The organism is Brevundimonas sp. AAP58, assembly GCF_001295975.1.
Taxonomy (GTDB): Bacteria; Pseudomonadota; Alphaproteobacteria; order Caulobacterales; family Caulobacteraceae; genus Brevundimonas.
In genome coordinates, this window is record NZ_LJHU01000074.1 from 34,696 (window position 1) to 59,026 (window position 24,331).

Here is a 24,331-nt window from a genome sequence, read left to right on the forward strand (position 1 = left end):
GGGCGTGAGCTTCGTCACCCGTTTCGCGCCCTCGCCGACCGGCCTGCTGCACCGGGGTCATGCCTTCTCGGCGCTGACGGCGTGGACGGCGGCGCGGTCGGCGGGCGGGCGTTTCCTGCTGCGGATCGAGGACACCGACTTCACCCGCTGTCGGCCGGAGTATGAGACGGCCCTGATCGAGGATCTGCGCTGGCTGGGCCTGGACTGGGACGGGCCGGTGATGCGCCAGTCGGAGCGGCGCGCGGCCTATGACGCGGCGCTGGATCGGCTGCGGGACAGGGGCGTGCTCTATCGCTGCTTTCGGACGCGCAAGGAGCTGATGGCCCTGGCGGGCGGCGCGCCCCATGCGGACGATCCGGCCGACGCGGGCGCCTTCACCGGCGGCCCCCTGCCTGCCGAAGAAGAGGCCGCGTGGATGGCCGAGGGCAGGCCCTTCGCCTGGCGGCTGTCGCTGGCGGCCGCGCGGGATCGGCTGGGCGGGTTCGAGCGCCTGATCTGGGTCGAGGAGACGGCCGATCCGGGGGTCAGGACCGCCCGGCCCGAGGCCCTGGGCGACATGGTCGTGGGGCGAAAGGACATCGGGGCGGGCTATGTCATCGCCTCGGTGGTCGATGACGCGGCCCAGGGCGTGACCCACGTCATCCGGGGCGAGGACCTGATCCAGACGACCTCGATCCAGCGCGTGCTTCAGGCCCTGCTGGACCTGCCGACCCCGACCTATCGCCACCACCGCCTGCTGCTGGGCCCGGACGGCAAGCGCTATGCCAAGCGCGACGGGTCGGTCACCCTGATGGCCCTCAGGGAGGCGGGGGTGACGGCGGAGGAGCTGAGGGCAGAGCTGGGCTTTGGCTGATGGTCTTCGCCCGTCGTGTGACGGGTCCAGGTCGAAAGCGGATGCTCCGAACAGCCGCTAGGGGTGGAAAGCGGACCCGACTGGAGCAGGCACGCGCCGGGCTATAAGGGAGGAACGGTCATTGGTATAATGGTGATCGTGGTCCGTCAGAATCTCCGAGCCTCAGGGTCGATCCATGCGTTTGGCAGTGCTTGTTATCGGCCTGGCTCTTGCCGGCCCGGCGGTGTCTCAGGAAGCCTTTGACCCACAAGCCCGGGTCACCGAGGCCCTTCAAGCGGTGAGGCCCATCGCACTGAACCGAGACAGTGTCGATTGGGTTGCCGTCGAAGCGAGGGCACGAGAGCTGGCGGCTTCGGCGTCAGACACAATCGACCTTCTGCCAGCCTACCACTGGATCGTCTGGTCCCTCGGCGACAACCACTCGTTCATTAGCCCAAGCGACGAACAATACGATGAATGGGTCAGGCGAAACGGTCGCAACCGCTATCTGCCGGACCTTCCCCGTCGCCGGGTCTCGAACTCCGAGTTCCATGATCGTCCTGTCTCCGGTCGAGATCTTCCACTGGGAACAGGCTCGGTCGCCCGAACTGTGGTCGTTCCGGCCTTTGGCGGCAGCGACGCTGACAACTCCTTCGCTCAGTCAATCACTGACGCCTTGGGCGACGGAGGGGCCTGCGGGTTTGTCGTTGATCTCCGGGGCAACTCCGGCGGCAACATGTTCCCGATGACCGCTGGGCTCTGGCCGTTGCTGGGAGAAGGTTACAGTTATCCAGCCATCGCAGGCCCTGGGTTGGAGGATGCGCGCATCGCCTTCGAGTCGGGCCAAATGGTTGGATATGCTTCGGCCGGTGCAAGTGCCGCGATACTCGGGGCGCTCCCGACGTGGACCCCCGGGACGAACATCAGTCAGCTTCCAATGGCGGTGCTCATCGATCAAGGCGTTGCCAGCTCCGGCGAGGGCACAGCCATCGCGCTGCGAGGCCGCGAAGGAACGCGCTACTTCGGTGAGCCAACCTACGGTGTCGCGAGCGCGAATGACATTCTCACCCTAAGCGACGGTATCCAGATGGCGGTCACCGCCGCTTACTTGAGGGACAGCCAAGGTCGGATCTACCCCGATGGGATCCCCCCGGACGAACCCGTGAGCACTGGCCAGGGTGACCCCCGTGATCCGGACGATGCAGTCTTGGAGGCTGCAAAAGCGTGGCTCGCCCAGCAGCCCTCCTGTCGGGGCTAGGGTTAGGACTGCAACTGCAAACGGACACGCCTCAGGTCAGACGACCGAACAGACCGCAAACACTGCTGCCAGGCTGCATCAGGCCGGCAATGCGCTGACTATAGGTCCGCAACGGGTCGGGTTCGGCCCTCAGCCTGACGCCCGATTGCGGACATTCAGGGGATGCGCCGTAAGCGGACACCGCGCAGGTCCGTTTGGGGTGGGGAGCGGACATGACCGCCTTTTCCGATCAGCGCCCTTCACTTGCCAATATGGAAAGTTATGATACTTTCCACTTTGGAAACCAAAGAGGTGCTTACAGTGGTGGATCGGACATCCCTTGACGCGCTGGCGGAAGTTCGTGACGCCAAAGCCGCTGTTGCCAAGCGACTCGATGTTCACTGGACATTCGACCTGGCGTTCGCGCTGGCGGTCGGGGGCGTTTTCGCCGTGAACACCATGCCGATGCCTTGGGGACCTCTCGCTGCAGGGCCGTGCATCGGGGCGATCACCTGGCTATCGGTCATCCGTCGCGACCGCAGCGGGATATGGGCGAAGAACGGCGGCCCGCCTCCGGCGCGGGCCGTGGCCATCGGCATGTATCTCATCATTGCGGCGCTGGCGTTGATCACCTTCATCTCGTCGATGGCGCTTGGTCAGCGCTGGCCGGCCCTTATTGCAGGAGCCCTCGCTACGATGACCACCTTCGTAGCCAGCCGCTGGTGGGTTTCGATTTATCGCAAGGCCTTGGCAGCCAGCGAAATATGAAGGTGCCGACGTTCGATCCGGTGATCCATGCGCCGGGTCGGCTTCAGATCTGTGCCGTTCTGGTGAGCGTGGAGGAGGCCGAGTTCTCCATGCTCCGGGATGCACTAGCTGTGTCGGACTCGGTCTTGTCCAAGCATTTGAAGCTGCTGAACGAGGCTCAGTATATTGCTATCCGCAAAGCCGTTTCCTCCGGCAGGAACAGGACCTGGGCGCGGCTGACGCCCTTGGGGCGACGGGCCTTTACCGCCCATTTAGCGGAGCTCCAACGGCTTGCTAGCCTGCAATCATTTCCACGCTCGGAAGAGCAATCAGACTAGCGTTTGAGGCAAAGGTCGCACAAAGTCGGGACAGTCGGCGTCCAGCATTTGCGGGCGAGCAGTTCCGACCTTTTTTCATTGGCCAAGGGGCGAGCTCGCCTACCACACCCGACTGGCGGACGATTGCGGCTGCGCCGATCGTCGCTGGCCTTCCCGTCTTCGATGTCCGCTATGCGTCGAAAGCGGGCATGGACTGTGGGCAGGCGCGACCCGGGCGTCGCCGACGTGGTCAGGCTGTCTGGCACCCGATGATCGCCGTTCTGAAACGCGCGCGATGGCCGTGACGGCGGCCGTCGATTGATCGAACCGCAGGGGAGCCTGGCGGTCGCGTCATGGGCCGCAGACCCTGTCAGACCCCGGGAAAGACCTCGGTGATCGGGCGGTGCTCGGGCAGGATGTAGACGATCCCCGCCGTGCCTCTGAAGGTCGGGGCGATGATATCGTCATAGAAGGCGACCGGCACGTTCACGCAGCCGTAGGAGATGCGGTTGTCCTCAGGCGTCGGCGTCGCCAGGCGCTGCAGTCGACGATCTGCCGGTCGACCCCTGACCGGATGCAGCGAGAGCGCTTCGTCGTAGTCGATCCAGAGCACGCTCGCCCCGGTCAGGTTCTCGCCGGTCGCGGCGAGAAAGCGTCCCGATGGCGTGATGCGGTCTTCCGGCGCGATGGCGGACAGGGGGCGGTCGCCGATCCCGGGGGGCGAGATGTCGCCTCGCGCCAGACCCAGAAGCACGGGCGCGGTCCCCAGCAGCCCTCCGTCGGGGCTGAAGGCGAAGACCCGGGCCTCGACCTTGTCGATCAGGACGAAGGGCAGGCCCTGATTGTCGCCGGTCGCAAGAACCCAGGACTTCAGACGTTGAATGGCGGGCGAGGCCGCTGGGTCGACCGCGTCCGCCTGGCCCAGTGCACCGGGCTGTCGCGCGGCCGCCGGGAAGGACATGGCGAGGATGAGCCCGAGCGCCAGACCGGCGGCGCCTATCCCCCGCCCCAGCCTGCGGCGCCCGGCCGGGGAACGGCCTGTCGGCGCGGCTGTCCCCGCGGGGGCCCCGGCCGTCACCGTCAGTTTCGATCCTGTCTGGGCGGATAGACGGGAACGGGCGGCGGAGGCGGCGGCGACACCCGTGACGACATCACGGCGGATCCGCTCACCGGCGGCGGCGGAGCCGTCTCGTGGGCCGATGCGCGCGCGCCACGGCCCGAACCGCCACCGTGGCCCTCGACCGGCGTGCAGACCGTGCCGTCCTCGCAATCCGAGAAATAGACCTGCGGCGGCTCGACCATGATCTCCGACGGGCGCACATGGACCTCGGGACGCTGGACGTAGATCTGGGCGGGCGCGATGCGGATCGGCGGGGCGTCCACATAGACCGGCGGGCCCTGGATGTGGACGACCGGGCCGGCGACATGGACCGGGCGACCGATCACCCGGTAGCCGGGCGAGGCGACGTGGATGGCCGGGCCGGCCGGGACGTGGATCGGCGGCGGCCAGCCGCCGGGCGGGGTATAGCCGCCTCCACCCGTCCACGGGCCGTAGAAGTCGACGACGCGGGTGCAGGCGCAGGCGTCATGCGAGCCGTGCGGGCGTTCGTGGCATCCGTGACCATCCGTCGCCGCCGCGCCCGAGATCAGCATGGAGGCCACGATCGAAGTGATCGGATCCATTCCGTCAGCTCCCCTCTCAAGTCCTTGCGAGACTTCAATATTCTCCTGTCAGGCGAACCCTGGAGGAGGCCGGCAACGCACTCGATTACAGCTACATTAACCCTTTTCGCCTGTCCACCGCCGGGGCCTGAGCCCGCCCGCCTGTCGCGCGGACATCCCCGTCGGGCGATGACGCGACCGGCGCGCGAGGCTAGGTGGCGGGCTGGCCTTCCGACCGCCGGTTACAGCCGATCGATCAACGCCTGGGCTTCGCGACGCGATCCGTCGACATCGTTTCCGGCCGCCAGTGCCCGACGATACCAGCAAAGCGCCTCGTTTCGATTGCGCGGGAGGCCGCCATTCCCGTTCTGGAATGAAAGCCCCAGACCGAGCATGGCATAGGCGTGGTTGCGCTGCGCGGCACTATAAAGATAGGGAATCGCGTTGCGTTGATTTTGCGTCATTCCAGCATAGTCCCCATAGAGAAGGACGCCTTGAGAATACATCGCGTCACTATGGTCTTGTAAGGCTGCCCTCTGAAACCATCGAAAGGCCTCTGGAAAATTGGCGTCTATACCTCGCTCGCCCATGTAATAGCGCCCGACAGCATACTGGGCGTGGGCAAAGCCAGCCTCTCCCGCCAGCCGCAGACGTGTCAGCGCGCGAACGTGATCACCGGCCCTGCTGAGCTCCACACCGGCCAGGTAGTCCTCAAAACCGCGACGCAGCAGCGCCGTTTGCGCCCGCCTTTCAGAAACATCTAGTCCCCGCGCTTCCTGCAACTGATAGATCCGCTCGACTTCTGCAAAGTCGACCGGCGCGCCATACAGGCCGATTTGGTGAATTTTTTGGATCGTGTTGGCCGCCTCTTCCCACAGACGGGCCCCGTATGTCGTATAGGCGAAGTTTTCCGTGCGTTGCATCACCAGCCGGTTCAGTCGGACGGCCTCGGCCCAGTCCACCTGCGTGCCATCCGTCGGCCGGTAAAGCTCTCGGGCCAGGCCAGAGAGCGTCGCAGTGAATCTGCTCTCCAGAGCCTCTGTCCGGCGCTGGTCCAGCGGGGCCGGCTGTGGATAGCTGAGGCACGATGCGCGCGGGCCAGAGGTTTGCGCCATCGCCTGCGGCACCGCGCCGACCATGGCCACCGACACCGCCATCGCGCCTGCACAAGCCAAGCCCATCCACCGCATGTTCCGACCCTTTTCCACTGCACTCCCGTCAACGTTGTCCGAAACAGCAGCGCTGGCAAGGTTGGAACGTGCGACCAAAGTCCGCTTCCGGTCGCGTCGAGACCCTGATTTGACGGCGATGAGAAGACGCTGACCCCGGATCGTCTGGCTCTGGCGTTAAGCCCGGAGAGACCCTCGCCACGAGCCTCGAAGCCTCTGCCTCCCCTTCATGGGAGTAGAGACGACGGCGGGCGGACCGAAGCGAAGTCCGGGTGGGGAGGGTGGTGCAAACCCCACCCTGTCGTCGCTGGCGCGCCGACATCCCTGCCCATAAAGGGGAGGCAGAATGACCGCCCCCGCTCCCCGTCTGATTCCGCTGCTGGTCGTGCTGGCCTCGGCGTCGATCCTGGGGCTGGCACCGATCCTGGTCAGGCTCACCGAAACGGGACCGGCGGCGGCGGGGTTCTGGCGGTTCGCCTTCGCCATGCCGCTGCTGGTCCTGCTGGTCGCCCGGCCGGGCGGCGAAGGCCCAGACTGGCTAGGATTGGGGCGGCCGTCGAAGTGGATGCTGCTGGCGGGGCTGTTCTTCGCGCTGGACCTGTCGTTCTGGCACTACGGCATCGTCATGACCTCGGTCGCCAACGCCACGGTGCTGTGCAACCTGACGCCGGTGGTGGTGACCCTGATCGGGTGGCTGTTCTTCAAGGAGAAGCCCGCGCGGCTGTTCCTCCTGGCGCTGGGCTTCGCCATGGCCGGGGCCTGGGCCATGGCGGCGGGCAAGGCGGGGGGCCAGGGCACCAATCCGCCGCTGGGCGACGCCCTCTCTCTGCTCGTCTCGGTCTGGTACGCCCTCTACTTCCTGATGGTGAAGTTTGCCCGGACCACGGCGGGCGCCTTGAAGGTCACCTTCTGGGCGACCCTGGCGGGCCTGCCGCTGATGGGGGCCGTCGCCCTGATGCTGGGCGAGGACATGGTTCCGGCGACGGCCGCGGGATGGGCGGCCTGTGTGGGCATGGGGCTGATGCATGTGGCCGGACAGGGCGGCGTAGCCTGGGCGCTGGGGCGGCTGCCGGCGTCCATCACCGCCGTGACCATCCTGATCCAGCCGATCGTGGCGGGTCTGCTGGGATGGGTGATCTTCGGCGAGATCCTGTCGCCGGTTCAGGCGCTGGGCGGGGCGCTGGTGATGGCGGCGATCGTCCTGGCGCAGTGGTCGAACGCGCGACCGCCCGCGCCTACGAAAACGGGCGCGGCTCCCGGAGGAACCGCGCCCGCGTGATCGCTATCGGCGACCCTGATCGGTGAGGATCAGAGGACCTTCAGGTTCACGGCCGAGGTCTTGCCGCGCTGGGATTCCAGCTCGTATTCGACCTTGGCGTTCTCATCGAGACCGGCGAGGCCGGCTTTCTGAACGGCGGTGATGTGCACGAACACATCGTTTCCGCCGGATTCGGGCTGGATGAAACCGAAGCCCTTGGTGGGGTTGAACCACTTGACCGTACCGGTCGGCATTGTGCGTCTCCATAAACGCGCTCTTCCAGGCGAACGCCCTGTTCAAGGGGTCCGACAATCCATCTGGACAGGCTCGTTCATAGAAGGAGCTAGACGCAGGTTTGGACCCCACGCGAAATCCGGATTGCGCGAATGTTGTCTCCCAGCCGTCAAGCCCGGTCAATCGGAATCGATTCGCGCCCCGGGCGATCAAGATGAAGTGAAATCAGGCGCACAGCCCCCTCGGGGCCCCGTCCAGATGCAGGTGGTCGGCGTGGGCCTCGTTGTAGTCGGGACTGAGAACCGTCGAGAACACGCGGCAGGCCCCGTCCCGGATCCGCCGGATAAAGCCCGCCCCTTCAACGCCTTGCGGCCCCTGCCCGTCCCAGTCGGACTGGACCGAGACCGTGCGTCCATCCGCCAGGGTGACCGAGGCGACGTCCAGCGCATTGGCCCGCGCGTGCTCGCTGGGACGGTCGTTCCGGTCGTCGGAGCCATAGATGCGGCGGCAGGAATAGGTGCCGAAATTGTTCACCGCCACGGGCGTGGAGCCATAGGCGGCCTCCGCGGCCGGCCTCAGAACCTGCCGGTCCCAGATGACGTAGCGGACCGCCAGCGGGCACTGCATGGTCAGGCCGCCGGGCCGGAGCGGCGTCACCGCGCCACCGGTGATGACCACGGCGTTCCTCACCTGGCAGAAGCCGCCGCCGTCGATGGCCTCGGCGCGGCGGACCTGAACGCCCGCATCCCGCAGCGTCTGGAGGCAGGCGGCGGTGACCGCCTCGACCTCTTCATCCGGCGCGGAAAAGGACACGGCGAAGTCCGCCACCTTGGCCGCCGTCGCCTGACCGATGGGGCGGTTCAGGTCCAGCGGCTTCCACGGCAGGTCCTGGGGCGGAGCGAAGACGTTCAGCAGGGCGAAGCCGGCGCACAGCGCCAGGCCGAGCTCCCACATCAGGTTCCAGAAATCGGCGAAGTCGCGCTTCATGCCCGATCAACATGAAGCGCGGCGGTTCGATCCGCCAGCGACAACCCGTCAGGTCGCCTGGATCAGGGCCGGGATCAGCTGGCGGCAGGCCTGAGCGCCGGCCATGCCGTCGTTCGACGCCGCCACGAAGGCGCGTCCCGCCCCCGGCGCCACCCAAGCCGACAGATACCACATCGTGTTGGAGCCATCGTGGGTCAGGGCCGGACCGCCCGCCCAGGACTGACCTTCGGCGATGATCCATCCCCCGCCGTACGCTGGCCGGCCCGAACCCGCCGATCGGGTCAGAACCGCCATCGTGTCCGCAGAAAGGAGGCCGGCGCCGTCGTTCAGGAACAACCCGAGGAAGCGCGCATAGTCGCCCAGCGTCATATGGGCGGTGCCCGCCGGTCCGAGCGCGAGGGGATTGTCGGAGCCCGGGTTCGCCGGATCGATCGCGGTCCCGCCGCGATGCCCCCAGGGCTGGTCCCCCGGTGGCGCGCCGAACCCGCCGCTGCGGATGCCCAGCGGCGCGAACAGATCGGTCCGCAGGACCTCTTCCCACGGCTGACCGGTCAACGCCTCGATCGCGGCGCCGAGGACGATGTAGTTGGCGTTGCCATAGGCGAAGGTTCCCGGTGTCCCTGCGGGCGGCACGGCCAGCATGGCCTCCACGAGCGCCCGGCGCTGCTCGGGCAGGCTTCGCGGATCGGATCGCGCCGTCATCAGCCAGGTCCGACCCATCGCCGTCTGATCCGACAGGCCCGCGACATGGCCCATGACGGCGGTCAGGGCCGTATCGCGCCACGTCTCATGCATCGCCATGTCGGGCAGCGTCTGAGACAGGGTCGCCGACCAGCTGGCCCGGCCCTGATCGACCAGGCGGCCATACAGGGCCGCGGTCATGGCCTTGGTGTTGGACCCCAGGTGCCAGCGGTCATCCGCGGTCACGGCATCCGGTGATGCCGCGCGACGCACCCCGCGCGCCCCGATCCATAGCGGTCCGTCCCGGCCCACGACCATGCCGGCCAGCGCGGGCGCCGCGCCTTCGCCCGCCGCGATCCGGTCGAGGGCGGCGTCCCATGCGCGGGCGTCGGCGCCCGCTGACCCGGCTCCGACGACGGCGAGGGCGGCGGTCCCCACCAGCAGCTCTCGTCTTGTGCTCATGGGACCAGACTGTGCGATCGGACTCGACGCGCCAACTTAAATCGCTGCAACCTCGCCGAGGCAAGGAGACGACCATGGGCAAGAAGGACGACTACGAGGCCGAGCTGGAGAAGCTCCAGATCGAGCTGGTCGATACCCAGCACTGGTCGATCGAACAGGGCCAGAAAGTGCTGATCGTGTTCGAGGGCCGCGACAGCGCGGGCAAGGACGGGGCCATCAAGCGCATCACCGAGTTCGCCTCGCCGCGCCAGACCCGCGTCGTCGCCCTGCCCAAGCCGACCGAGCGCGAGACCACCCAGTGGTATTTCCAGCGCTATGTCCCCCATCTGCCGGCGGCGGGCGAGTGGGTGATCTTCAACCGGTCCTGGTACAATCGCGCCGGGGTCGAGCCCGTCATGGGCTTCTGCACGCCCGAACAGCACGAGCAGTTCCTGAAGGACGTGCCGCATTTCGAGACCATGCTGCGCGGCTCGGGGATCCAGCTGATCAAGATCTGGCTGGACATCTCCAAGGCCGAGCAGGCCAAGCGGCTGGCGGAGCGGGTCGACGACCCCCTGAAGCGGTTCAAGGTCTCGTCGCTGGACGCCGAGGCGCAAAAGCGGTGGGACGCCTATTCCGCCGCGCGCGACCGCATGCTGGACGAATGCCACACCAAGCACGGGCCGTGGACGGTCGTGGCCACCGACGACAAGAAGACCGCCCGCATCAACGTCATCCGCCACATCCTGACCGAGCTGAAACGGCCGGGATCGAAGGTGAAGCGGCCGGACCGCGAGGTGGTCTTCGCCGCCGACGACCACCAGGGGCGGCTGAATCCCTAGCTCCGCCTCTAGCCGCTAGAATACCTTGTCATCCCGGCTCTCCGCTCCGCTTCGGCCGGGATGACAATCCTTGGGACACTTATGACAGAAGTGGTGCGGCCTCAGTCGGCCCCCAGCTCTTCCACCAGCCGGTCCATGCCATAGACATCGCGCAGCGCCGTCGTCACCGCGCCGGTGGTGACGATCACGCTGCGGTTGACGTCGCGGTCGTAGCCGTAGGCGTTCCTCTGGGTCAGGACGGTGGAGTCGAAGTTGGCCCCGACGATCTCGCCCGCCTCATTGACCACCGGAGAGCCCGACGAGCCGCCGATGGTATCGGACGACACCGTCATGTTCAGCACCGTGTCGCCGTCGATGGCGTCGCGCGCGGCCAGCAGCCGGGGCGCCACGTCGAACGGGGCGGCACCCGTCGCCCGGTCCCACAGGCCGTCGAAGGTGGTGAAGCCGTCGAACCTCTGGCCCGGCACGTCGGAGCCCTCGATCAGGCCGTAGGTCAGGCGGAGTGTCCCCGTCGCATCGGGATAGACGCTGTCGCCATAGGCGGCGAAGCGGGCGGCGGCGAGGCGTTCGGAGGCCTGTTCCGTCGGGGCCTGGACGCGGGTCTCCCAGTCGGCGCGCACGCCGCGCGTCACGTCCTGGATCGACAGCATCCACTGGATCAGGGGATCGTTCGACGCCCGGATGGCCTCGATGCCGCCGTCCCAGAGGGCGCGGCGCACGGCCGGGTCGGCCAGGGTGGAGCCCTCGACCAGACGCGCCGACAGGGCCTCGGGGGACTCACGGCCGAGCAGGGTGCGCACGCGCGGATCGTCGACCGTCAGCCACTCGCGGGTCTTGGACAGCCACCATTCCATGCGGACCTGCTCCAGCTCCGGATAGACCGGGCCCTGGGCCATGATGGCATTCTCCACCGCGCCCAGCCGGGCGTCGCCGTATTCCGGCAGGCGTTCGGCCGAGGGTTTCTCGCGCTCCTGGGCTGCGCGAACCAGCGTGCGGGCATAGTTGAACAGGACCGAGCCGCCGCCCGGCGACGTCGTGCCGATGCCCGTCCCGCCTTCCAGCAGGGCCATGGGCACATAGAGCTCACGCACCGCTGGCTGCACGGCCGAGAGCGCGCCCCATGGATCCGCGGCCGCCTCGGCCATCGCGGTGTCGGCGGCGACACGGGCGCGGAAGTCGGCCTCGGCCTCGGCGCGGCGGCTCATGAAGCCGGCGTCGGTCAGGGCGCGCATGCGGCCCAGTCCGCGCTTGTAGGTGTTTTCCAGACCCACGATCGGGTCCATGGCCATGAAGGCGTTCTCTTCGCTCTCGGCGGCGAAACGGATCAGCCGGCCACGCAGCTCCGACGCGATCAGCTGGTCCAGCGGCAGGACGACGTCGCGGATGGACGCCAGCTGGTCCTGGGTCAGCAGACGCTGCGTCGATCCGGGGCTGCCGGACACGAAGACGGGCGTGCCGGTCACCGGCTGGTCATCGTTCCAGACGAAGTGGGTCGGCGTCGCGACCGGCTGGCCGTTCTCGTACAGGCGCACGAAGGCGGCATCGATGGCGAAGCGCGGGAAGGAGAAGTTGTCCAGGTCCCCGCCGAAGGTCGCCGCCCGGTCCTCGGGCGCCCAGGCCAGACGCACGTCGGTGTAGCGCTTGTAGGCATAGAGCTTGAACTGGCCGCCGCGATAAAGGCTGACGACCTGACAGCGGCGGTCGGAGGCGCCCTGGCAGGCTTCCTGTTCGATGCGGCCGATCTCGGCGTCGCGGGCGCGGGTGAAGGCCTGGCCCGTCAGACCGGCGCCCGCCGCCCTGACGCGCTCGGTGACGTCGGTGATGTCGGTCAGGATCTCGGCCGTCCCGCCGGGGCAGCGCAGTTCCTCTTCGCGGGTGCGCGGCGTGAAGCCGGTCGCGGCATAGTTCACGGCTTGCGTCGACAGATTGGCCACGCAGCTGGCGACGCAGTGGTTGTTGGTCAGCACCAGCCCCTGGGCCGAGACGATGCCCGCCGAGCACCCGCCGAACCTGGCCGAACTCAGCCGCACCCGGTCCAGCCACGCCTGATCGATGTTCGTCCCCAGCGTCTGGTTCGCCCGCGCGATGGGGAAGTTGTCGAAGGTCCACATGCCTTCCTCGGCAGAGGCGGCGGTGGCGGAGAGGAGGACGGCGGTGGTGGCGAGAAGGAGAAGGCGCATGGGGGACTCCGGATTTCGGGCGGGAATGGAGGGGATCACGCCGGATGGGTCAAGTTGCGCACGGATTTGTCATCCCGGCCGAAGCGCAGCGGAGAGCCGGGACGCACGGCTGGGTTCTTTGACTCCCTCCCGGAAATCGCGCAACGATTGTCCGGGAGACGGGCATGCGTGACTTCGATTTCTGGGTCTATATGCTGGCCGATGCACCATGCGGCTGGCTGTACGTCGGGATGACGAATGATCTGATCAGGCGAGTCGAGGAGCACAAGCTCGGCGTGTTCGACGGCTACACCCGCGAGCACGGGATCGACCAGTTGGTCTGGTACGAGCATCATCGCTACGTCGATCAGGCGATCCTGCGTGAGAAGCGGATCAAGCGGTGGCAGCGACCTTGGAAGTTCGCCCTGGTCGAGAAGGACAATCCACGGTGGGCCGATCTTTATAGCCAGTTGCGGGCAGGCCGTGGCCCGGATCAGACCTGACGGTCTGTCCGGGCCTTCAGACATTTGCGGCGGCTCGTCCCGGCTCTTCGCTGCGCTTCGGCCGGGATGACAATCGTGCGCCTCCCCCGAGGGGGAGGGAGAGGTCGACCTATTCGACCCCGAGTTCCTCGAGCAGGCGGGGCTGCTGGTAGACGTTGCGGAGGGCCTCGGTGATCGCCGCCGTCGACACCGTCACCGTGCGGTTCAGCGCCGCGTCGTAGCCGAAGGCGCCGCCGAGCGAGTGGATGTTGCCGTCGAAGGCCGCGCCGACCACCTCGCCGTCGGCGTTGATCACGGGCGAACCCGAGTTGCCGCCGATGATGTCGTTGGTGGAGCTGAAGTTGTAGACGACGTCCTTGTTGACCCGGTCCTCGGCGGCCGCGAAGGCCTCGGACAGGACGAAGGGGGCCGAGCCCGTGGCGCGCTCATACAGGCCACCGATCCGGGTGAAGGGCTCGACCTCCGTGCCGCGCCAGGTCCAGCCCTCGACCGCCCCATAGGACAGGCGCAGCGAGAAGGTCGCGTCGGGATACTGGTTGGTGCCGTAAGCCGCGAAGCGGGCCTGGGCGATGCGTTCGGCGGCGCGCGCGGTCGGGCCCGACACCGTTGATTCCCACTGGGCGCGCAGGAACTGGGCCGCGTCGTCGTTCCGCATCACGAACTCGATCATCGGGTCGCCCGAGGCGGCCAGCTGTTCCGGCGTCATGGCCAGAAGCTGGGCGCGGCGGGCGGGGTCGGCCAGACCCGTGCCCGACACGAGGCGGTCCGCCAGGGCCTCGGGGCTCTCGCGGCCCAGCAGACGCTGGACGTCGGGATTGTCGACGGTCAGGTATTCACGGGTTTTGGACAGCCAGAAGGACAGGTAGATCTCTTCCAGGTCCGCCTCGATCGGCGTCACTGCGGCGAGGCGACGGCCGAGCGCGGCGATGTCGGCGTCGGAGTTGCCAGGACGGCGCTGATCCGCCGGCTTGGCCCGTTCCTTCGACGCGCGGACGATGGCGCGGGCATAGCTGTAAAGCAGCGAGCGCTGGCCAGCGGCGGCCTCCAGCTGGCGGAAGGGAATGAACAGGTCCGCCGCCCTGTCCTCGACGGCGGTCAGCTCGCTCCAGGGATCGCCGATGCGCTCAGCCAGCGCGGGATCGGCGGCGACGGCGGCGCGCAGCTGGGCCTCCTCCTCGCGCTTCCTGCCCAGGAAGTCGGGGTCGAGCAGGGCCTGCTGCTGGCCGAAGGTGGCCTTGAAGCTGTTCTCGATGCCGAACAGCGGATCGACCGAGACGCGCGCGGCCTCTTCGCCGGTGAAGGCGTACTGCTGGATGCGGCCGCGCAGTTCCGACAGCTGGAGCAGGGTCGTCGGCTGGACCTGATCGCGCAGACGCTCCAGCTGATCGACGGTCAGAAGACGCGAGGTCGAGCCGGGATTGCCCGCCACGAAGACGGGGTCGCCCTCTTCCGGCACCTCGGTGGTCCAGGTCAGGTGGTTCGGCGTCTCGACCGGCTGGCCGTTCTCGTAGAGGCGCAGGAAGGCGAAATCGAGCGCGAAGCGGGGGAAGTTGAAGTTGTCCGGGTCACCGCCGAAGAAGGCCGCCTGGAACTCCGGCGCGAAGGCCAAACGCACGTCCTCATAGCGGCGGAACTCGTACAGGGCATAGCGGCCGCCACGGTAGAAGCTGATGACCTGGCAGGTGCGGGTCCGGTCGTCGCCGCAGGCCTCGCGCTGGATCGCCTGCTGTTCGGCCCCACGCGCCTGGACGAAGGCTGCGCCCTCCAGCCCCTCACCGGCCGCCAGGATGCGGTCGGTGACGTCGGTGATGTTGGTCAGGATCTCGGCCGTCTGTCCGGCGCACTGGCGCTCGTCCTCGCGGGTCGCGGGACGGAAGCCGGCGGCGACGAAGTCGTTCTGGGCGTCCGACAGGTCCTGGACGCAGGAGACGACGCAGTGGTGGTTGGTCAGGACCAGACCATTGGGCGACACCACCGAGGCCGAGCAGCCCTGGATGCGGACGGCGGCGTTCCTCACGCGGTCGAGCCACGCCTGGTCGATGCGGGTGCCGTATTTGTCGTTCACCGTCTGGATCGGGAAGTTGTCGAACGTCCACATCCCCTCGTCCGCCAGCGCCGGGTTGGCGGCGAACGACAGGGCGACGAGCGAGGCGGCGAGGCCAAGACGGCGAAGCGACATAGGGGGGATCTCCGGAGGGGGCGTTATCTTGTGACTAGGCCCAAGGCACATGCGCGAGCAAGGTTAGCCCGATCGGGGTGAACGCGGAATGACGAGCGACGGCGGTTGCGATGGCGCACGATTGTCATCATGACGCTCCCTCGGGTCTGCTCGTCCCGTCCCTAGCGTCGCAATATCGATGACAAGCGTCCTTACCCCGATTTAACTTGGTGGGAAGGCTCGGGGGCGTCAGATAACGCCACACGTCAGGGACACTTCTGTCACACATGTCGCTCGCCCTATCTACGCTGCTGTTCGAGTGGCGCCGCTACATGGCGGCCGTCATGGCGCTGGCCCTGTCCGGCCTGCTGGTGCTGGCCATGACCGGGGTGTTCATCGGCATCGGCAAGAGCTTCACCGCGACCATCGAGCGGTCGAGCGCCGACATAATCATCATGCAGCCCGGCGCGACACGGCTTGGTGACGGACCGTCAGGCGTGCCGCGCCGCTTTATTCCCCTGGCCTACAATCACCCGGAGGTTGTCGAGGTCCGCCCCCTGGCAGGAAGCTGGGGTCAATTTCAGAGCATCCGCGACTACAATCCGACGCTGAGCCAAGCCGAACGGGCCCGGCTGAGAGCCCCGAGGGCCCAAGGCGTTCAGGTCAACGTCATCGACACCGCTCCAGGCGCCGTGACCATCCCGGTCGACTATTCCGAGGAACTGGTCGAAGCGCTGCGGCAGCCCTTCACCATCGCGATCGATGAAACGACGCTGCGCACCCTTGGCGTGGAGCTTGGAGACAAGGCCCTGTTCAACGGGCGCACGGTGACCGTGGTGGGCGTTCTGCGCGGGTATCCCAACCCCATGCAGCCTGCGATCGTGATGTCTCGGGACAGCCTGCGCATGCTGGGCCAGATCAATGACAGCAGCCCGCAGGTCGGACCGCTCATGATCAAGGTCCAGAACCCGGCTCAGTCGGAGCGGGTCGCCGAGGAGCTGAATGCGTCCGGCGACGGACGCTGGCGGGCCTGGACCCGGCAGGAACTCGCCGACGCCAATCAGAACGCCATGTTCGAGGAGGGCATTCTGGTCATCATCCTGGGCGGCTGCGTGGTCCTCGGAACGATCATCGGCGTCGCCATCACCTGGCAGACCCTTCGCGGGGCCATCATGGCCAATATCAAGGAGTTCGCCTCGCTCCGCGCCCTGGGCGTGGGTATGGGATCGCTCCGGCGCATCGTCATGGAGCTGAGCTTCTGGGTCGGCTGTGTCGGCGTGCTCGCTGCGGTCGGACTGACATGGCTGGTCGCGCAACTGGCTATGGCGAACGGCATCATCATCGCCTTGCCGCCGATCCTGCTGATCATCGTCAGCATTGGCCTGATCGTCATCGCCATGCTGTCGGGAATGCTGTCCCTCGGCGTCCTCAAGAACAGCCAGCCGGCGGACCTGCTGCGATGAGCCCTCACACCACATCGCACGGCAAGCACGGCGACTTCGCCATCGAGGCCAAGGGCCTGGTCAAGCGCTTCAAGTCCGGCAAGAACTTCGTCGAGGTGCTCAAGCGGGTCGATTTCGATGCCCGCCATGGCGACCTGACCATGGTCATGGGCCCGTCCGGCTCGGGCAAGTCGACCCTGATCGCGGCCCTGTCCGGCCTGCTTCGGCCTGAGGAAGGCCGCGTCGACACCCTCGACGTCGACGACCTGTGGAAGCTGTCGCCCGGCAGGATCGACAAGTTCCGGCTGGACCACTGCGGCTTCATCTTCCAGGGCTTCAACCTGTTCCCGGCCCTGACGGCGCTGCAGCAGGTCGAGACCGTGCTGAAGTTTCAGGGCTTGTCCCCTGCGGCGGCCAAGAAGCGCGCGACGCTGGCGCTCGAGGAAGTCGGCCTGAAGCCCCGCCTGCATCAGCGTCCGTCGGCCCTCTCCGGCGGCGAAAAGCAGCGCGTCGCCATCGCCCGGGCCCTGGCCAAAGACCCGCAGATCCTGTTCGCCGACGAACCGACCTCGGCGCTGGACGGCGAGAACGGGCAGATCGTCATTCGGCTGCTGCGTCGCGCGGCCTCCGAGCACGGCGCCGCCGTGATCTGCGTGACCCACGACCCGCGCCTCGAAGAGTGGGCCGACCGCGTCATCAAGATCGAGGACGGCATCATCATCAGCGACGAGCGTCGCACCCCCAATCCGAACGCCACCCTGGCGTCCCATCACTGACGACCCACTAGGATTTTCAACGCATGCCCGGCTTCCTGAAAAACAAATGGGTCTGGATCGGCGTCCTGCTGATCATCGTGATCGTCGCGGGCTTCCTGTTCATGCAGGGCCAGGGCGCGGCCAAGAAGGCGGCCGAGGAGAAATCCGCCGCCGAGCGCGTCGAGAGCCCCTATGCCGCCATCGCCAACGGGCGCGTCGACGTCGAGGGCGGGCTGATCCAGATCGCGGCCCGTCGGGGCGGCGTGGTGCGAGAGGTCTATGTGCAGGAAGGCGACATCGTCACCGCCGGACAGATTCTGGCCCGTCAGGAAGACGACGAACCGCGTCTGGCGCTGCAGACGGCGCAGGCCGACCTCAATGCCGCCGAGGCCCAGCTGCGTCTGATCCAGGTCGACATCCGCACGGCCCAGCGCGAGCATGACCGGCTGCAGCAGCTGGTGGCCACCAACTTCGTCGCCGCCCAGCGGATGGACCAGGCGCGCGACGCCATCGCCACCGCCCAGGCCCGGCTGGCCTCGCAGCAGGCGGCGGTGCAGACCGCTCGCGCCCGCCGCGACCAGGCCGCCTACAACGTCGAACTGACCGTCATCCGCGCGCCCGCCGATGGCCGCATCGTGCGACGCTACGCCAACCCGGGTTCGGGGGCCTCGACGCTGAACGTGTCCAACCTGTTCGACCTGGAGCCCGACGCCCCGCGCATCGCCCGCGCCGAGATCGTCGAGAGCGACATTCCCAACGTATCGACCGGCCAGGCCGTCGAGATCACCCCCGAGGGCGACCCCTCGACCGTCTACGTCGGCTCGGTCCTGCGCCGCGCCGCCGTGTTCGGGGCCCGCAAGCTGGCCTCGGACGACCCGTCCCAGCGGTCGGACGAACGGGTCGTGGAGGTCGTCGTGACTGCCGGCGACGCGCCGCTCCTGATCGGTCAGCGCGTGCTGGTGAAGTTCATGAAGCCCGGCGAGACCGCCGGCGCCGCCCGCGAACCCAGCGTCGGCGTCCCCGCGACGCGGTCGATGCAGACGCCGGCTCCGAGGGCATAAAGAGCTACGCTGCGAGGCGCACAAATATGCGCCCAAGACCTTGCTCTGAGAGGATATCCAATCCATCTTGTGTCCGCGATTTCGGACCGCGAACCGATGCCAAAGCCGGAAACCAATCGTCGCCGCGTGATTGATCGGCTGAACGCAGACGGCTGGATCAATGAGGGTGGCAAGGGTCACGACCTCTACCGGCACACCAAATCCGGGGCTGTTGTCGTCGTCCCCCGGCATCGGGATCTTTCGCCCGGTGTCGCCAGACAGATCGCGAGGACGGCCGGATGGCTTTGATCGCAATGAGAACGAGGTGTGTTCGATGCACTATATTGCGCTGATCGACGGCGAACCGGGAGCCTATGGCTTGGTCGTGCCTGACCTGCCGGGTTGCACCGCAATGGGCAAGACGGTGGACGAGGCGCGGGCCAATGCGGTCGAAGCCGTCCGACACTGGATCGAGGTGACACGCGCTTCGGGACGAGACGTACCCGCGCCAAGATCGATCGAGGCGCTCACCAACGATCCGGATTTCATCGAAGACCGGGAAGCCAGCCTGATTGTCACAGAGATCGTAGCCGTCGAGCGACTAGGACGACCGGTCAAGGCGAACCTGTCTCTGGACTCCGGCATTCTCGCCGCGATCGACGATACAGCCGATCGTCTGGGCATTACGCGTTCGGCGCTCGTAGAACGTATGGCTACCGAAAGGCTTCCTGACTACGCCTGACGTCGGTTCACGCCACCGCGACATATAAGGACATCCTTATACGTTTCTTGCCCTCGCCCCGGGGGCAGGCTATAGGCGCGCCCAACCTCGACCGCCGTGCTCAAGGAGCCGCCCAATGCCCGACTACATCGTCCGCGACATCTCCCTCGCCGGTTTCGGCAACAAGGAAATCGCCATCGCAGAGACCGAGATGCCGGGCCTGATGGCGCTGCGCGACGAGTTCGGCACGACCAAGCCCCTGAAGGGCGCGCGGATCGCCGGTTCGCTGCACATGACCATCCAGACCGCCGTCCTGATCCAGACGCTGGAAGCCCTGGGCGCCGACGTCCGCTGGGCGTCGTGCAACATCTTTTCGACCCAGGACCACGCCGCGGCCGCCATCGCCGCCGCCGGCACGCCGGTGTTCGCCACCAAGGGCGAAACCCTGGAAGAGTACTGGGACTATGCCCACAAGATCTTCGAATGGGCCGACGGCGGCTATCCGAACCTGATCCTCGACGACGGCGGCGACGCCACCCTGCTGTGCGTGCTCGGGCCCAAGGCCGAGAAAGACCCCTCGGTCCTGAACGACCCGCAGAACGAGGAAGAAGAAGCCCTCTACAAGGTCATGAAGCGCTACCTGGCCGAAAAGCCGGGCTTCTACTCGGCCATCCGCGACGCCATCGGCGGCGTGTCGGAAGAGACGACCACGGGCGTGCACCGCCTGTATCAGATGGCCGAGCGCGGCGAGCTGCCGTTCCCCGCCATCAACGTCAACGACAGCGTCACCAAGTCCAAGTTCGACAACCTGTACGGCTGCCGTGAGAGCCTGGTCGACGCGATCCGTCGCGGCACCGACGTGATGCTGTCGGGCAAGGTCGCCGTGGTCTGCGGCTACGGCGACGTGGGCAAGGGCTCGGCCGCTTCGCTGCGCCAGGGCGGGGCCCGCGTGGTCGTGACCGAGATCGATCCGATCTGCGCCCTGCAGGCCGCGATGGAAGGCTATGAGGTCCAGACCCTGGAAGACGTCCAGGGCTCGGCCGACATCTTCGTCACCGCGACCGGCAACAAGGATGTCATCACCGTCGACCACATGCGGGCGATGAAGAACAACGCCATCGTCTGCAACATCGGCCACTTCGACTCAGAGATTCAGGTCGCGGGCCTGAAGAACTTCAAGTGGGACGAGATCAAGCCGCAGGTCCACCACATCGAGTTCCCGGACGGCAAGAAGATCATCCTCTTGTCCGAAGGCCGCCTGGTGAACCTGGGCAATGCCACGGGCCACCCCTCGTTCGTGATGTCGGCGTCCTTCACCAATCAGGTGCTGGCCCAGATCGAGCTGTGGACCAACAAGTCCAAGTACGAGAACAAGGTCTATGTCCTGCCCAAGCACCTGGACGAAAAGGTCGCCATGCTCCACCTCGGCAAGCTGGGCGCCAAGCTGACGACCCTGTCCAAGGAACAGGCCGACTACATCTCGGTGCCGAGCGCGGGCCCGTTCAAGCCGGACCACTACCGCTACTGAAATCCTCCCCCCATCGGGGGAGGGGGACCGCGAAGCAGTGGAGGGGGCTTGCCGCGCAAGCTGAGCCTGGACCGAGCCACCTCCGTCTCCTTCGCTCCGCTTCGGAGCCACCTCTCCCAATGGGGGAGGATTGAGATCACGCCGCCAAGGCCACCACGTCAGGGCGCTCGCGCCCCGACAGGCTGATCTCGAAGTCCGCCAGAAGATCCAGCAACTCCTCGGCTGTCAGGCGCGGCTTGCCCTTCGCCGTGCGGAAGCGCCAGAAGCTGACGATGTGCTGGACCGCGCCCAGCCGCTCGCCCAGCCGGGTGAACAACAGCGGCGCGTCGCGCAGGAAGTCGCGGAACTGGGACGGGTCTCCGTTCTGGGTCATGGAGACGAAGGCCTCGTCATAGACCCGCAGCATGTCGGCGGCGGCCTCGCAGGTCAGGATGATGCGGCGGTCCACGGCCTCACGGGCGCGCTCGATGGCGATGGACTGGTCCGGCTCGATCCGGCCGTAGGGTCGGATGCGACGCACGCCGTCCAGAACCCCGCCGATGTCGCCGATCACCGACCGGAGCGACCATTTGTAGTAGAGAAAGCCCTTCCAGCAGAAGACACCCTCCTCGTACTCTGCGGGATCCAGCTGGAGCGTGGCACCCAGCGCGCTCATGTCCTCGCCGGGTGTAAAGGACATGATCTTGGCGGTCAGCCGCGCCACCGGGTTCTCGGCCGCCAGATCCGCGTCGGGACCCAGGCTGAGATCGACGAGCGGCCGGATCTCATCGGCCACGAAGTCGGTCATGCGCGACAGGTCCGCCTCGGTCAGGTTGAAGTAGCAGGGGTCGGGGGCCAGGCCATTGCGCCGCAGCTGCTCGCGCAGCAGGAAGGGGTCCAGACCCGGCAGTTCGTCCATCAGCGCCAGCACCTGACGGTCGGGATGGGACGGGCCGATGCCGAACGTCTCCTCCATCGTCCGGTCGTAGCCGATCTGATCGACGAAGACGTAGCGCCCGCCGATCCGGAGGTCGTCGCGGTCGATCGGCAGGATGATCTTGGTGGCGACATGGCGGCGCACGCGGAAGCGATCGACCTCGTCGCGGCGCAGCCGGTGCTTCAGGATCAGGGCGCGGTTCAGCGCGGGGTGCCGGAACATGGGCGCGGCCTTCCAGCCGTCGGTCCCGCCGTGCTCGTCCCAGACGCGCAGCAGGTTCAGCACGCGTGCCGTGGACGCCGACGTCCTGAGGTTGGCGAGGTTGCGGACGGCGCGGTCGGTCAAAACGGGAGGCTCCTGAACGCGGCCACCCTGGACGGCAAAGGTTGAAATGGCGGGGAGGAACGCGGTTAGCCGGGCGTGAACGCCGCAGGCCGCCTCGCTGGCGCGTCTGCTCCGACCGGCCTAGATAGGCGGCCATGAGCGTGTTCGACATCCTGATCCTGGCCGCCATCGCGGCAGTGGCCATCACCCTGGGCTTTGGCATCTACGCCCTCTTCCGGGGCGGAGACTATGCCCGGTCGAACTCCAACAAGCTGATGCGGCTGCGGGTCGGGTTGCAGGCCGTCGCCGTGCTGCTGCTGGTCATCGGCATGTGGTGGAAGTCCACGCAAGGGAGCTGAGCGTGGTCGTCCTCAACAAGATCTATACCCGCACGGGCGACGACGGCGACACGGGCCTGGCGTCGGGCGAACGCGTGTCCAAGAGCGATCCCCGCGTGGAAGCCTATGGCACTGTCGACGAACTGAACGCCGCCATCGGCGTGGCGCGGCTGCACGCCGGCCAGAATGACCGCATCGACGCCATGCTGGGCCGCATCCAGAACGAGCTGTTCGATCTGGGCGCCGATCTGGCCACACCGCTGGACCCGCCGCCAGCATGGGAGGCGCTGCGCATGGTCGACAGCCAGGTCGAGCGGCTGGAGGCCGAGATCGACTGGATGAACGAGAGCCTGAAGCCTCTGGACAGTTTCATCCTGCCCGGCGGCTCGCCGCTGTCGGCGCATCTGCATCTGGCCCGCACCATCGCGCGGCGGGCCGAGCGCGAGGCCATCCGCCTGGTCGAGACCGGGGCCGCCGTGACGCCCGAGGCGCTGCGGTATCTGAACCGGCTGTCGGATCACCTGTTCGTCGCCGCGCGTCGCGCCAACGCCAACGGCGCCGGCGACGTGAAATGGGTGCCGGGCGGGACGCGGTGACGCTGGCGCAGCGAGCCCCCGGCGGCTAAACCGCCCGCCAATCAAGAACAGTCGCTTTCAGGGAAACGCTCGCATGCGCGATATCAACCACTTCATCGATGGCGCGTCGTTCACCGGTGCCTCGGGCCGGTTCGGCGACGTGTTCAACCCCAACACCGGCGAGGTGCAGGCCCGCGTGCAGCTGGCCACCGAGGGCGAGGTCGATCGCGCCGTCCAGGCCGCCCAGGCCGCCTTCGAGGGCTGGTCCAGCACCAACCCCCAGCGCCGGGCGCGGGTGATGTTCGAGTTCAAGCGCCTGGTCGAGGCGAACATGAACGACCTGGCCGAGATGCTGTCGTCCGAGCACGGCAAGGTCATCGCCGACGCCAAGGGCGACATCCAGCGGGGCCTGGAAGTCATCGAGTTCGCCTGCGGCATCCCCCACGCGCTCAAGGGCGAATACACGCAAGGGGCCGGCCCCGGCATCGACGTCTATTCCATGCGCCAGCCGCTGGGCGTCGTCTCTGGCATCACCCCGTTCAACTTCCCGGCCATGATCCCGATGTGGATGTTCGGCGTGGCCATCGCGGTCGGCAACACCTTCGTGCTGAAGCCGTCCGAGCGCGACCCGTCCGTGCCGGTCCGTCTGGCCGAGCTGATGATGGAGGCAGGTGCCCCTGCGGGCGTGCTGAACGTCGTGCACGGCGACAAGGCGGCGGTCGACGCCATCCTGACCCACCCGCTGATCCACGCGGTCAGCTTCGTCGGCTCGTCCGACATCGCCCACTACGTCTACCAGATGGGGGCGGCCAACAATAAGCGCGTCCAGGCCATGGGCGGAGCCAAGAACCACGGCATCGTCCTGCCCGACGCCGACATGGACCAGGTCGTCAAGGACCTGTCCGGCGCCGCCTTCGGCTCGGCGGGCGAGCGCTGCATGGCGCTGCCGGTCGTGGTGCCGGTCGGCCAGAAGACGGCGGACGAGCTGCGCGAACGCATGGTCGCCGAGATCGCCACGCTTCGTGTGGGCGTCTCGACCGACGCCGGGGCCCACTACGGCCCGGTCGTCACCGCCCAGCACAAGGCCCGCGTCGAGGGCTGGATCGACCAGGGCGTGAAGGACGGCGCCGAACTGGTCGTCGACGGGCGGGGCTTCTCTTTGCAGGGCCACGAGAACGGCTACTTCGTCGGCCCGTCGCTATTCGATCACGTCACCCCGGACATGGCCTCCTACAAGGAGGAGATCTTTGGCCCCGTTCTGCAGATCGTGCGGGCGAACAGCTTCGAGGAGGCGCTGGCCCTGCCCAGCAAGCACCAGTACGGCAACGGCGTGGCCATCTTCACCCAGAACGGGCGGGCGGCGCGGGACTTCGCGGCGCGGGTCAACGTCGGCATGGTGGGGATCAATGTGCCGATCCCGGTGCCGGTCGCCTATCACACCTTCGGCGGCTGGAAGCGCTCGGCC

Annotated in this window: 25 protein-coding genes; 16 read left to right on the forward strand and 9 right to left on the reverse strand. The window is 67.3% G+C overall.

The genetic code is table 11. The annotated features are described in order from the left end of the window. Positions 1 to 4: 4 nt before the first annotated feature. From gluQRS to IP78_RS10255, 4 genes are all read left to right on the forward strand, one after another. Positions 5 to 853, forward strand: a complete 849-nt coding sequence (gluQRS, locus tag IP78_RS10240; RefSeq protein ID WP_054111578.1) for a tRNA glutamyl-Q(34) synthetase GluQRS — start codon at positions 5 to 7, stop codon at positions 851 to 853. 175 nt (positions 854 to 1,028) lie between these two features. Further along, positions 1,029 to 2,090 (forward strand): S41 family peptidase, encoded by a 1,062-nt coding sequence (locus tag IP78_RS15030; RefSeq protein ID WP_082384951.1) that lies wholly within the window; start codon positions 1,029 to 1,031, stop codon positions 2,088 to 2,090. A gap of 261 nt (positions 2,091 to 2,351) precedes the next feature. Then, positions 2,352 to 2,837, forward strand: coding sequence for a hypothetical protein (locus tag IP78_RS10250; RefSeq protein WP_054111580.1), 486 nt, complete (start codon positions 2,352 to 2,354; stop codon positions 2,835 to 2,837). Beyond that, complete coding sequence (locus IP78_RS10255; protein ID WP_054111581.1) at positions 2,834 to 3,154, forward strand: transcriptional regulator; 321 nt, start codon at positions 2,834 to 2,836, stop codon at positions 3,152 to 3,154. The genes IP78_RS10250 and IP78_RS10255 overlap by 4 nt, the downstream gene beginning before the upstream one ends. A 349-nt stretch (positions 3,155 to 3,503) precedes the next feature. Here IP78_RS10255 and IP78_RS10260 read toward each other — a convergent pair whose 3' ends face one another. The 3 genes from IP78_RS10260 to IP78_RS10270 all read right to left on the reverse strand — a co-directional run bounded on the left by IP78_RS10260 (position 3,504) and on the right by IP78_RS10270 (position 6,063). Next, positions 3,504 to 4,094, reverse strand: coding sequence for a L,D-transpeptidase (locus IP78_RS10260; protein WP_197272435.1), 591 nt, complete (start codon positions 4,092 to 4,094; stop codon positions 3,504 to 3,506). Between the two features lie 119 nt (positions 4,095 to 4,213). After that, entirely contained in the window at positions 4,214 to 4,816 is a 603-nt protein-coding gene (locus IP78_RS10265) for a hypothetical protein (RefSeq protein WP_054111582.1), read from the reverse strand. Positions 4,817 to 5,037: 221 nt separating this feature from the next. Beyond that, entirely contained in the window at positions 5,038 to 6,063 is a 1,026-nt protein-coding gene (locus IP78_RS10270; protein WP_156320364.1) for a tetratricopeptide repeat protein, read from the reverse strand. Positions 6,064 to 6,310: 247 nt separating this feature from the next. On the opposite strand from IP78_RS10270, the gene IP78_RS10275 reads away from it, so the two are divergent. Then, a complete protein-coding gene (locus IP78_RS10275; RefSeq protein WP_054111584.1) occupies positions 6,311 to 7,243 on the forward strand; it encodes a DMT family transporter in 933 nt (310 codons plus the stop codon). 29 nt (positions 7,244 to 7,272) lie between these two features. Here IP78_RS10275 and IP78_RS10280 read toward each other — a convergent pair whose 3' ends face one another. From IP78_RS10280 to IP78_RS10290, 3 genes are all read right to left on the reverse strand, one after another. Then, positions 7,273 to 7,476, reverse strand: coding sequence for a cold-shock protein (locus IP78_RS10280; protein WP_054111585.1), 204 nt, complete (start codon positions 7,474 to 7,476; stop codon positions 7,273 to 7,275). Positions 7,477 to 7,681: 205 nt separating this feature from the next. After that, positions 7,682 to 8,443 carry an extensin family protein gene (locus IP78_RS10285; RefSeq protein ID WP_054111586.1) on the reverse strand — a complete coding sequence of 254 codons (762 nt, stop codon included), beginning with the start codon at positions 8,441 to 8,443 and terminating at the stop codon, positions 7,682 to 7,684. A 48-nt stretch (positions 8,444 to 8,491) separates the two neighbouring features. Beyond that, on the reverse strand, positions 8,492 to 9,586 hold the full coding sequence (locus IP78_RS10290; RefSeq protein WP_054111587.1) for a serine hydrolase: 1,095 nt from the start codon (positions 9,584 to 9,586) through the stop codon (positions 8,492 to 8,494). A 74-nt stretch (positions 9,587 to 9,660) separates the two neighbouring features. On the opposite strand from IP78_RS10290, the gene ppk2 reads away from it, so the two are divergent. Continuing rightward, entirely contained in the window at positions 9,661 to 10,407 is a 747-nt protein-coding gene (gene ppk2 / locus IP78_RS10295; protein ID WP_054111588.1) for a polyphosphate kinase 2, read from the forward strand. A 101-nt stretch (positions 10,408 to 10,508) separates the two neighbouring features. Here ppk2 and IP78_RS10300 read toward each other — a convergent pair whose 3' ends face one another. Next, positions 10,509 to 12,587: a S46 family peptidase gene (locus IP78_RS10300; protein ID WP_054111589.1), complete on the reverse strand. Its 2,079-nt coding sequence runs from the start codon at positions 12,585 to 12,587 to the stop codon at positions 10,509 to 10,511. A 164-nt stretch (positions 12,588 to 12,751) separates the two neighbouring features. Here IP78_RS10300 and IP78_RS10305 point away from each other — a divergent pair, with 164 nt between their 5' ends. Then, entirely contained in the window at positions 12,752 to 13,069 is a 318-nt protein-coding gene (locus IP78_RS10305) for a GIY-YIG nuclease family protein (RefSeq protein WP_054111590.1), read from the forward strand. A 109-nt stretch (positions 13,070 to 13,178) separates the two neighbouring features. Here the strand turns inward: IP78_RS10305 and IP78_RS10310 are convergent, their stop codons facing one another. Next, positions 13,179 to 15,248 (reverse strand): S46 family peptidase, encoded by a 2,070-nt coding sequence (locus tag IP78_RS10310; protein WP_054111591.1) that lies wholly within the window; start codon positions 15,246 to 15,248, stop codon positions 13,179 to 13,181. Between the two features lie 266 nt (positions 15,249 to 15,514). Here IP78_RS10310 and IP78_RS10315 point away from each other — a divergent pair, with 266 nt between their 5' ends. The 6 genes from IP78_RS10315 to ahcY all read left to right on the forward strand — a co-directional run bounded on the left by IP78_RS10315 (position 15,515) and on the right by ahcY (position 20,713). Next, on the forward strand, positions 15,515 to 16,690 hold the full coding sequence (locus IP78_RS10315) for an ABC transporter permease (RefSeq protein WP_054111592.1): 1,176 nt from the start codon (positions 15,515 to 15,517) through the stop codon (positions 16,688 to 16,690). Beyond that, the gene (locus IP78_RS10320; RefSeq protein WP_054111593.1) at positions 16,687 to 17,445 is read left to right on the forward strand and encodes an ABC transporter ATP-binding protein; all 759 of its coding nucleotides are present in this window, start codon (positions 16,687 to 16,689) and stop codon (positions 17,443 to 17,445) included. The genes IP78_RS10315 and IP78_RS10320 overlap by 4 nt, the downstream gene beginning before the upstream one ends. Positions 17,446 to 17,468: 23 nt before the next feature. Then, a complete protein-coding gene (locus IP78_RS10325) occupies positions 17,469 to 18,485 on the forward strand; it encodes an HlyD family secretion protein (RefSeq protein WP_054111594.1) in 1,017 nt (338 codons plus the stop codon). A gap of 96 nt (positions 18,486 to 18,581) precedes the next feature. Further along, positions 18,582 to 18,773, forward strand: coding sequence for a type II toxin-antitoxin system HicA family toxin (locus IP78_RS15825; protein WP_082384953.1), 192 nt, complete (start codon positions 18,582 to 18,584; stop codon positions 18,771 to 18,773). Positions 18,774 to 18,798: 25 nt separating this feature from the next. After that, a complete protein-coding gene (locus IP78_RS10335) occupies positions 18,799 to 19,206 on the forward strand; it encodes a type II toxin-antitoxin system HicB family antitoxin (RefSeq protein ID WP_054111596.1) in 408 nt (135 codons plus the stop codon). Between the two features lie 115 nt (positions 19,207 to 19,321). Beyond that, the gene (gene ahcY / locus IP78_RS10340; RefSeq protein WP_054111597.1) at positions 19,322 to 20,713 is read left to right on the forward strand and encodes an adenosylhomocysteinase; all 1,392 of its coding nucleotides are present in this window, start codon (positions 19,322 to 19,324) and stop codon (positions 20,711 to 20,713) included. Between the two features lie 136 nt (positions 20,714 to 20,849). Here ahcY and IP78_RS10345 read toward each other — a convergent pair whose 3' ends face one another. After that, the gene (locus IP78_RS10345; protein WP_054111598.1) at positions 20,850 to 21,974 is read right to left on the reverse strand and encodes a hypothetical protein; all 1,125 of its coding nucleotides are present in this window, start codon (positions 21,972 to 21,974) and stop codon (positions 20,850 to 20,852) included. Positions 21,975 to 22,108: 134 nt separating this feature from the next. Between IP78_RS10345 and IP78_RS10350 the strand changes: the two genes are divergently transcribed. From IP78_RS10350 to IP78_RS10360, 3 genes are all read left to right on the forward strand, one after another. Then, the gene (locus tag IP78_RS10350) at positions 22,109 to 22,312 is read left to right on the forward strand and encodes a twin transmembrane helix small protein (protein ID WP_054111599.1); all 204 of its coding nucleotides are present in this window, start codon (positions 22,109 to 22,111) and stop codon (positions 22,310 to 22,312) included. Positions 22,313 to 22,314: 2 nt separating this feature from the next. Continuing rightward, a complete protein-coding gene (locus IP78_RS10355; protein WP_054111600.1) occupies positions 22,315 to 22,887 on the forward strand; it encodes a cob(I)yrinic acid a,c-diamide adenosyltransferase in 573 nt (190 codons plus the stop codon). Positions 22,888 to 22,960: 73 nt separating this feature from the next. After that, positions 22,961 to 24,331: CoA-acylating methylmalonate-semialdehyde dehydrogenase (locus IP78_RS10360; protein WP_054111601.1), on the forward strand; the 1,371-nt coding region annotated here is incomplete at its 3' end.